The 9,061-nt window shown below is 72.7% G+C and carries 5 protein-coding genes and 1 pseudogene; 5 read left to right on the top strand and 1 reads right to left on the bottom strand.

All coding sequences use genetic code 11. The features are described 5' to 3' along the window. Positions 1-202: 202 nt before the first annotated feature. Positions 203-1,162: a heme o synthase gene (locus AC2W7A_RS05755; RefSeq protein ID WP_485990507.1), complete on the bottom strand. Its 960-nt coding sequence runs from the start codon at positions 1,160-1,162 to the stop codon at positions 203-205. Between the two features lie 349 nt (positions 1,163-1,511). On the opposite strand from AC2W7A_RS05755, the gene tkt reads away from it, so the two are divergent. The 5 genes and pseudogenes from tkt to AC2W7A_RS05780 all read left to right on the top strand — a co-directional run bounded on the left by tkt (position 1,512) and on the right by AC2W7A_RS05780 (position 8,928). Beyond that, positions 1,512-3,614, top strand: coding sequence for a transketolase (gene tkt / locus AC2W7A_RS05760; protein ID WP_485990511.1), 2,103 nt, complete (start codon positions 1,512-1,514; stop codon positions 3,612-3,614). Positions 3,615-3,616: 2 nt separating this feature from the next. After that, positions 3,617-4,744, top strand: coding sequence for a transaldolase (gene tal / locus AC2W7A_RS05765; RefSeq protein WP_485990508.1), 1,128 nt, complete (start codon positions 3,617-3,619; stop codon positions 4,742-4,744). 78 nt (positions 4,745-4,822) lie between these two features. Then, positions 4,823-6,423: pseudogene (locus AC2W7A_RS05770) on the top strand (glucose-6-phosphate isomerase). Then, complete coding sequence (zwf, locus tag AC2W7A_RS05775) at positions 6,413-7,990, top strand: glucose-6-phosphate dehydrogenase (protein ID WP_485990509.1); 1,578 nt, start codon at positions 6,413-6,415, stop codon at positions 7,988-7,990. The pseudogene AC2W7A_RS05770 and the gene zwf overlap by 11 nt, the downstream one beginning before the upstream one ends. Next, positions 7,987-8,928 carry a glucose-6-phosphate dehydrogenase assembly protein OpcA gene (locus AC2W7A_RS05780; RefSeq protein WP_485990510.1) on the top strand — a complete coding sequence of 314 codons (942 nt, stop codon included), beginning with the start codon at positions 7,987-7,989 and terminating at the stop codon, positions 8,926-8,928. Before zwf ends, AC2W7A_RS05780 begins: the two co-directional genes overlap by 4 nt. The last annotated feature ends 133 nt before the right edge of the window (positions 8,929-9,061 follow it).

Raw genomic sequence — 9,061 nt, forward strand, 5'->3', positions numbered from 1 at the left:
CTGACATGCTGCCGGCCGCGCAGACGGCCCCTCATCTCGCCCCGGCGAGGTGAGGGGGCCGTCGTCGTCCCGTGCCCCGAGAGAAGTGCCGTGCCCCGAGGGGACCTGCGCACCCGGCCCGCCCCATCCCGGGCCACGTCATGCGAAGGCCCCCTTGCCTGCGGGAGGCGAGGGGGCGACGTCGGGAAGGGAGGGCTGCGGATCAGCCGCCGAAGGTCATCAGCGGGGACCCCACGAACGGGTCGATCGCCAGCGCGATGAACAGCAGGGTCAGGTAGGAGATCGAGAGGTGGAAGACCTTCATGGCCTTGCGGTCCTCGAAGTCGCTGCGGGTGGCCTGGCGCTGGAGCACGTGGGACTCCCACACGAACCAGCCGCCGACGGCCACGGCGACCACGGTGTAGACGATGCCCGCCCAGCCGAGCGGCACGAGCAGCAGCGAGCACACCACGGTGGCCCAGGCATAGAGGACGACCTGGTTCGAGACGTGGTGGGCCGAGGCCGTGGCGCCGAGCATCGGGACGTCGGCGGCCTGGTAGTCCCGCTTGTACTTCATGGACAGCGGCCAGTAGTGCGGCGGGGTCCACAGGAAGATCACCACGAACAGGATGATGGCGGGCCACTCGACCGTCTCCCGCACCGCGGCCCACGCGATGAGCACCGGGAAGCATCCGGCGATGCCGCCCCACACGATGTTCTGCTCCGTGCGGCGCTTGAGGATCAGCGAGTACACGACCACGTAGAAGAAGATCGCCGCGGAGCCCAGCAGACCGGCCAGCCAGTTCGCGCCGAACGTCAGGATGACCAGGGACAGGACCGTGAGCACCCACGAGAACACGAGAGCCTCGCGCGGGGTGACCTCTCCGGTGACCAGCGGCCGGCGCTCGGTGCGCTTCATGACGCGGTCGATGTCCCGGTCGATGTAGCAGTTGAAGGCGCCCGAGGCGCCGGCTGCCATGGCACCGCCCACCAGGGTGGACAGCATGACGATCACGTCCGGGAATCCGCGCTGGGCGAAGATCATGGTCGGCAGCGTGGTCACCAGCAGCAGCTCGATGACGCGCGGCTTGGTCAGCTCCCAGTAGGCGCGGGCCTTCCGCTTGAGGCCGACGGCTCGCCGGGCGACGCCCGGCGGTCTGTTCGGGCTCGGCGGTGCGGTCAACGGCGGTCACAGGCGACTCCACGGTGGATGACATCGACTTCTTCACGAGGCGGGGACTTTCGGACGGCCCGACGCGCACGCACGGCGTGCCTGCGCAGGACATGCAGGTGGGCCAGCCTCCAGTGTACCGCCCGTCGGTTCCGCCGGGCGGGCAGGGGGCGATTCCGGACCGTCCCGGGCGCTAGGCTTGCCGCGGCGGCGTGTCGCCACCGGTCGGACCGGTGACCGCGCCCCGGACAGCGAACGCCACCCCGTGAGGAGTCCATCCGTGAACGAGTCCACCGCCCGCACCGCCCTCGACCGGATCCAGCCGGCCCGCGGACACGTCTACGGGGAGAAGGACCGGGCCATGGTGGACACGCTGCGCGTGCTCGCCGCGGACGCCGTGGAGACAGCCGGCCACGGCCACCCCGGCACCGCCATGTCCCTCGCCCCCGTGGCCTGGGAGATCTTCCAGAACGTCATGCATCTGGACCCCTCGGACCCGCACTGGGCCGGGCGCGACCGCTTCATCCTCTCCGCGGGCCACTCCTCGCTCACCCTTTACCTGCAGCTGTTCGCCGCCGGGGCCGGCCTCGAGCTCGAGGACATCGAGGCGCTGCGCACCGAGGGGTCCAAGACCCCGGGGCACCCGGAGGTCAACCACACCACCGACCACGTGGAGATGACCACCGGCCCCCTCGGCCAGGGCCTGGCCTCCGCCGTGGGTTTCGCCTACGACCAGCGCCGGGTCCGTGGCCTGCTCGACCCGCACGCCCCTGCCGGCACCTCCCCGTTCGACCACCACGTGTTCGTGGTGGCCGGCGACGGCGACATCCAGGAGGGCGTCACCTCCGAGGCCTCCTCGCTGGCGGGCCACCAGGAGCTCGGCAACCTCGTGGTGCTCTACGACGCGAACCGCATCTCCATCGAGGACGACACGGACATCGCGTTCACCGAGGACGTGGCCGCCCGCTACCGTGCCTACGGCTGGCACGTGCAGGAGGTGGACTGGACCCACGGCGCCGAGGGCCACGACGTCACCGAGTACACGGAGGACACCGCTGCCCTGCACGAGGCGATCGCGGCGGCGAAGGCGGAGACCGGCCGGCCGTCCCTGGTGATCCTGCGCACCGTGATCGGCTGGCCGGCGCCGACCAAGAAGAACACCGGCGGCATCCACGGCTCGAAGCTCGGCGAGGAGGAGCTGCGCGCCGTCAAGCAGGAGCTCGGCTTCGACCCGGACGCGATGTTCGCCGTCGACCCCGACCTGCTGGAGCACGCCCGTTCCATCTCGGAGCGCTCGGCCGCCTTCCGTGCACAGTGGGAAGAGGCCCTGCAGGCCTGGCGCGAGGCCGAGCCCGAGCGTGCCGCCCTCTACGACCGCCTGGCCGCCGGGATCCTGCCCGCCGGCCTCGAGGACGCCCTGCCGTCCTGGGAGCCCGGCTCGAAGGCCCTCGCCACCCGCGCCGCCTCCGGCGAGGTCCTCAACGCCCTCGCCCCGATGATGCCCGAGCTCTGGGGCGGCTCCGCCGACCTGGCCGGCTCCAACAACACCACCATGAAGGGCGAGCCCTCCTTCGTCCCGGCCGAGCGGTCCACCAAGGCCTTCGCCGGCGACCGCTACGGACGCACACTGCACTTCGGCATCCGCGAGTTCGCGGCCGGCTGCATCGTCAACGGCATCGCCCTGGGCGGGCTCACCCGCGCCTACACCGGCACCTTCCTCACGTTCTCCGACTACCAGCGTCCGGCCGTGCGCCTGGCCGCCCTCATGGGCGTCGGCTCGATCTTCGTGTGGACCCACGACTCGATCGGCCTGGGCGAGGACGGCCCGACCCACCAGCCGGTGGAGCACCTGGCCGCCCTGCGCGGCATCCCGAACCTGGACGTGGTCCGTCCGGCCGACGCGAACGAGACCGCCTGGGCCTGGCACACCGTGCTGACGCACACAGACCGTCCCGCCGGCCTCGTCCTCTCCCGCCAGGGCCTGCCGGTCCTGCCCCGCGGCGGTGACTTCGCCGCGGCCTCCGAGACCGCCAAGGGCGCCTACGTGCTCGCGGACGGCGCCGACACCGAGGGGAACGCGGCCGAGGCGAAGGTGCTGATCATCGCCACCGGCTCCGAGGTGCAGCTCGCCGTTCAGGCGCGGGATCTCCTGCAGGCCGACGGCGTCCCCACCCGCGTGGTCTCCGCCCCGTGCCTCGAGTGGTTCGCCGAGCAGGACGAGGCCTACCGGGCCGCCGTGCTGCCGGACGGCCCCGACGCGCCGGTGCGCGTGTCCGTGGAGGCGGGCATCGCGCAGCCGTGGTTCGAGCACACCGTCACCGTCGGCTCCCGCGGCGCCCGGATCAGCCTCGAGCACTACGGTGAGTCCGCCTCCGGGGAGCGCCTCTTCGAGAAGTACGGCTTCACCGCCGAGAACGTCGTCTCCGCCGCACAGCGCCTGCTGGCGGAGCGGAAGGAGTCCTGAGCATGTCCGAGAACGCAGCCCAGAACCCGAACACCGCCGCCCTGGCCGCCGCCGGCGTCTCCGTCTGGCTGGACGACCTGTCCCGGGCACGGCTCGAGGACGGTTCCCTGGCCGACCTGGTGGCGACCCGCTCCGTCACCGGGGTGACCACCAACCCCTCCATCTTCCAGAAGGCCCTGGAGGACGCGGACGTCTACGCCGAGCAGCTGGACGAGCTGGCCGCCTCCGACGCGGACGTGGACGCCGCGGTGACCGCCCTGACCACGCGCGATGTGGCCCGCGCCGCCGAGGTGCTGGCGCCGGTGCACGCCGCGACCGACGGTGCCGACGGCTTCGTCTCCATCGAGGTGGACCCGCGCCTGGCCCGGGACACCGACGGCACGGTCCGTCAGGCCCGCGAGCTCGCCGAGACGATCGGCCGCGAGAACGTGATGATCAAGATCCCGGCGACCGTGGAGGGGCTTCCCGCCATCACCGCCGTGGTGGCCGAGGGCATCAGCGTCAACGTCACCCTGATCTTCTCCCTCCCCCGCTACCGCGAGGTCGTGAACGCCTGGATGGCCGGACTCGAGCAGGCCCGTGCCCAGGGCAGGGACCTGTCCCGCATCCACTCGGTAGCCTCGTTCTTCGTCTCCCGGGTGGACACGGAGGTGGACCGCCGCCTCGACGGGATCGGCGGCCACGCCGCAGCGCTCAAGGGCAAGGCCGGCGTGGCCAACGCCCGCCTTGCGTACCGGATCTTCGAGGAGTCCCTGCAGACCGAGCGCTGGCGGCTGCTCGCGGCGGCCGGCGCCCCGGTGCAGCGTCCGCTCTGGGCCTCCACGGGGGTCAAGGACCCCGCCCTGCCGGACACCCTCTACGTCACCGAGCTGGTCGCGCCGGACACCGTCAACACCATGCCCGCCGCCACCCTCGAGGCCGTCGCCGACCATGGCCGCATCGTCCCGGACGTGGTCCGTGGCGGGTACGCCGAGGCCGATGCCCACCTGGACGCCGTCGGACGTGCCGGGATCTCCTATCGTGAGGTCGTGGACCTGCTCGAGGCCGAGGGCCTGGAGAAGTTCGAGGCCGCCTGGGACGGGCTGCTGGAGTCCGTGGCCGACGGCCTGTCCTCACGCCGCACCCGCTGACCGGCCATACGCCGGCGCCCCTGCCCGACACCACCCACACGACCGACCCGTGAACCGTCGCCACCGGAAGGACCCGCAATGAGCACCCTCGGACTGAGCGCCACCGGCGCCGCCCTCGACGCCGTCGACCGCCACGTCCCGACCCTGGTCGAGGAGCGCTTCGCCTCCCGCCTGGCCGCCGAGGACCCGACGCTGTGGGGCCCGGCCGCCGAGGAGGAGTCCTCCAAGCGTCTGGGGTGGGTCGACGCCGTCTCCCGCTCCCGGCCGCTGCTGCCGCAGATCGCCGAGCTCGCCGAGTCCCTGCGTGGCGAGGGCGTGGACCGGGTGGTGCTGGCGGGCATGGGCGGCTCTTCCCTGGCCCCTGAGGTCATCGCCGGAACGGCCGGCACACCGCTCACCGTGCTGGACTCCACCGACCCGGACCAGGTCCGCTCGGCCCTGACCGACCTCGAGCGCACGGTGCTGGTGGTCTCCTCCAAGTCCGGCTCCACCGTGGAGACCGACTCCCAGCGCCGCATCGTGTCCGAGGCCTTCGCCGCGGCGGGGATCGACGCCGCGTCCCGCATCGTGGTCGTCACCGATCCCGGGTCGCCCCTGGAGCAGGCCGCCGTCGAGGCCGGCTACCGCGCCGTCTTCACCGCCGACCCCACGGTCGGCGGACGCTATTCCGCCCTCACCGCCTTCGGCCTCGTCCCCGCCGGCCTGGCGGGCGTGGACGTGGAGGGCCTGCTCGACGACGCGGAGGCGGTGCTGGACCTGCTCACCGAGGACGACGCGGACAACCCCGGCCTGCAGCTCGGCGCGGCGCTCGGAGGCACGCAGCCGCTGCGCGACAAGCTGATCGTCTCCGACGCCGGCTCCGGCATCGCGGGCTTCGGCGACTGGGCGGAGCAGCTGATCGCCGAGTCCACGGGCAAGGAGGGCGTCGGGCTGCTCCCGGTCGTCGTGGCCGAGGGCGCGCCGGAGACCGCCTGGGACGCCGACGACCTGCTGCAGGTCGTGCTCGCCGGGGACCAGGACGGGGTGACTCCCCCGGCCCATGGCGTGGTCGTCTCCGGCTCGCTCGGCGCCCTGCTGCTCGTCTTCGAGGTCGCGACGCCGTGGCCGGGCGCCTGCTCGGCATCAACCCGTTCGACCAGCCGGACGTGGAGGCCGCCAAGGCCGCCGCCCGGGAGCTGCTCGACTCCCCCGCCGCGGCCGAGGAGCGCGGCGACGAGGTCGAGGGCATCGCCGTCTCCGGCCTTCCGGACGGCGCGGCCGCCGGCTCGCTGACCGACGTGCTCCGCTCCACGCTCGACCTGCTGCCTCAGGACGGCTACCTGACCGTCCAGGCCTACCTGGACCGCCATGCCGATGCCGCCCTCGAGCAGCTGCGCCCGGTCCTGGCGGAGGCCGCCGGCCGGCCGGTCACCTTCGGCTGGGGCCCCCGGTTCCTGCACTCCACCGGCCAGCTCCACAAGGGAGGCCGCGCGAACGCCGTGGTCCTGCAGCTCACCGGTGATGCGGCGGAGGACCTCGAGGTCCCGGACCGCCCGTTCACCCTGGGCCGCCTGATCGCCGCCCAGGCCTCGGGCGACGCCGGCGTGCTCGCCGAGCACGGCCTGCCGGTCGTGTGCCTGCACCTGACCGACCGCGCCGCCGGCATCGCGGCCCTGCGCTCCGCCGCCGATGCGCTCTGAGCCCACACGCGCGCAGCGCACGGCCACGGTGGCCAACCCGTTACGCGACCCGCTCGACCGGAGGCTGACGCGGATCGCGGGCCCCTCGTCCCTGGTCCTGTTCGGCGTGACCGGCGACCTGGCCCGCAAGAAGCTGCTGCCGGCCATGTATGACCTCGCCGGACGTGGGCTGCTGCCGCCGGGCTTCTCGCTGGTGGGCTTCGGCCGTCGAGAGTGGTCCGACGCGGAGTTCGCGGACTACGTCCGCTCCGCCGTTGAAGACGGCGCCCGCACCCCGTTCAACGAGACCGTGTGGCAGCAGTTCTCCGGCGGGCTGCGGTTCGTCTCCGGGGCCTTCGACGACGACGCGGCCTACGGCCGGCTCGTGCAGGTCCTCGGCGAGCTCGAGTCCACGCGTGGCACGCGGGCGAACACGGCCTTCTACCTCTCGATCCCCCCGAGCTGGTTCGAGGAGGTGTGCCGCCAGCTTGCCGAGGCCGGCCTGGCCGAGGACTCCGACGACACCGCGGCCGCCTGGCGCCGCGTGGTGATCGAGAAGCCGTTCGGCCACGACCTGGACAGCGCCCGGGAGCTCAACGAGGTGATCGAGCGCGTCTTCCCACCAGAGTCCGTCTTCCGCATCGACCACTACCTGGGCAAGGAGACCGTCCAGAACATCCTCGCGTTCCGGTTCGCGAACCGGATCTTCGAGCCCCTCTGGTCCGCCGAGCATGTGGACCACGTGCAGATCACGATGGCCGAGGACATCGGCATCGGCGGCCGCGCCTCCTACTACGACGGGGTCGGTGCCGCCCGCGACGTCATCCAGAACCACCTGCTCCAGCTGCTGGCGCTCACGGCCATGGAGGAGCCGCTGTCCTTCGACGCGGACCATCTGCGGGCGGAGAAGGAGAAGGTCCTCGCCGCCGTCGAGGTGCCCGCGGACCCCGACCTGATCGAGGCGGCCTCCGCCCGCGGCCAGTACACCTCCGGCTGGCAGGGAGGCGAGCAGGTCACCGGCTTCCTGGACGAGGAGGGCTTCAACCCCGCCTCCACCACGGAGACCTTCGCCGCGCTCAAGGTGGGGATCCGGACCCGGCGCTGGCAGGGCGTGCCGTTCTACCTGCGGGCCGGCAAGCGTCTGGGCCGCCGGGTCACGGAGATCGCGGTGGTCTTCAAGCAGCCCCCGCACCTGCTCTTCCCCGTCCACCCCGGCGACGCGTTCGGGGAGAACGTGGTGGTCATCCGCGTGCAGCCGGACGAGGGGGTCACCCTGCGGTTTGCCTCCAAGGTGCCCGGGACCCAGTCCGAGGTGCGCGACGTGACCATGGACTTCGGCTACGGACACGCCTTCACCGAGGACTCTCCGGAGGCCTACGAGCGCCTCATCCTGGACGTCTTGCTCGGCGAGCCGCCGCTATTCCCGCGCCAGGCCGAGGTGGAGCTGTCCTGGCGGATCGTCGACCCGTTCGTGAAGCACTGGGAGTCCCTGCCGGGGCAGCCCGAGCCCTACGAGCCGGGCACGTGGGGGCCGCCCTCGGCCCATGACCTGCTCCACCGCGACGGACGGCATTGGAGGCGCCCGTGAAGATCCGCATGGAGGACACCACCACCTCACAGGTGGCCAAGCGCATCACCCGGCTGCGCGAGGCCGGCGGCGTGGTCACCCTCGGCCGTGTGCTCACCCTGGTGATCAGCACCGACCTGGCAGGGGTGGAGAAGGCGCTCGAGGCGGCCAACGCCGCGTCCCTCGAGCATCCCTGCCGCATCGTGGTCCTCGCCCTCGGGGACCGGACCGCGGAGAGCCGGCTCGACGCCGAGATCCGCGTGGGCGGAGACGCCGGCGCCTCAGATGTGGTGGTCCTGGAGTGCCACGGCGCCAACGCCGAGCCCACCGAGGCGCTCGTCTCGGCCCTGCTGCTGCCGGATGCCCCCATCGTGGTCTGGTGGCCCAGCATCGCCCCGCACGTGCCCTCCGAGACTCCGCTGGGTCGGCTGGCCCACCGTCGCATCACGGACACCGCGGCCTCCCGCCACGCCGAACGCGCGCTGTGGGCCCGACGCGACGGCCACCGGGCCGGCGACACGGACCTGGCCTGGACCCGGCTCACCCTGTGGCGGAACCAGCTGGCGGCGATCTTGGACGACCAGGACCCCCGTGAGATCGGCTCCGTCACGGTGGACGGCGCGCCGGACTCCCCCTCGACCCTGCTGCTGGCGGCCTGGCTGACCCACGCGCTGCGTGTCCCCGTGACGATCGCGCACACCAAGCGCGGCCACGGCATCCGTGCCGTCCGCCTGCGACGCCGCGGCGGGGACGTCGTGCTCTCCCGCTCCCAGTCCGAGGTGGCGAAGCTGTACCAGTCCGGCCGTCCTGTGCAGCGGATCTCGCTGCCCCGCCGCACGGACCAGGACTGCCTGGCCGAGGAGCTGCGCCGGCTCGATCCTGACGAGGTGCTCGGCAGGGTGCTCTCCGAGGGACTGCCCCGGACCGACCTCGAGGCGGTGCAGGCCAGTGAGCGCTGAGCAGTCCCACACACCGAACACCCCGAACGCCTCGGCCGGCACCGCACAGGACGTCGTCCATGTGTTCGCCGACCGGCCGGCCCTCGCCGCCGCCTGCGCCGCGACGCTCGTGGAGCGCCTCGCCGCCGCCCGG

This window comes from Micrococcus sp. LASM2_SD2, assembly GCF_057364565.1.